Source organism: Actinomadura sp. B10D3, from assembly GCF_039871695.1.
GTDB classification, from domain to species: Bacteria; Actinomycetota; Actinomycetes; order Streptosporangiales; family Streptosporangiaceae; genus Spirillospora; species Spirillospora madurae.
The window spans coordinates 1-622 of sequence record NZ_JBDPLY010000106.1 but is presented as its reverse complement, the minus strand read 5'-3'; the positions used below and the strand labels follow the sequence as shown (position 1 = coordinate 622).

1 protein-coding gene is annotated in these 622 nt (G+C 67.8%); it reads right to left on the bottom strand.

Going from position 1 to position 622, the window contains the following annotated elements; all coding sequences use genetic code 11:
* Window positions 1-16 precede the first annotated feature (16 nt).
* On the bottom strand, window positions 17-622 hold a 606-nt coding region (locus ABGB11_RS42465; RefSeq protein ID WP_347641380.1), incomplete at its 5' end, for an ISAs1 family transposase.

Here is a 622-nt window from a genome sequence, read left to right as displayed (position 1 = left end):
CAGGGCGAATGCGTTCTCAGGTAGTGAGATCGAGTAGTTGAAGTGCGTGGTCGGGGTGTGCTCGGTAGTGGTCGTTGGCGGCGGCGATGTTGGTCCAGCCCATGAGGTCGGCCAGGGCGATGGCCAGGTTGCGCAGGCCGGCCATGATGCGTGGTGCGTGACCGGTGCGGATCTGTGAGCGGTCCTCGGCGTAGGTGACATCGCGGACGTGGTGCAGGGCCTCGATGGACCAGTGCCCGCGGATGAGGCCGGCGAGCTGGGCGGGGGCTGCGTGGTCCGGGGCGAGGCTGGTGACGGCGTAGATGGTTTTGATTGTCGTTTTGCCGGTGGTGTGGTCAGTGCGGCGGCGTTTGACCTGGATGGCCTGGACGGCGTGCGGGAACAGCAGCCCGGGCCGAACCGAGCAGACCTTCAAGCGGCGGATCTCCCGGCGGCCGTGCCCGTCCTCAACGGTGCGGTCGTGCAGCTCGATCTCCCGCCAGGGCAGGCGTTTCAGCTGCCGGTGCAGGTTCTTCTGGTTCCCCTTCACGACCAGGAGGTAGTGCGCCCGGTGCTCCCGGACCAGGCGGCGGGCGTGTTCGCGCTGGGTGTGCAGGGCATCGGCGGTGACGACCTTGGTGGT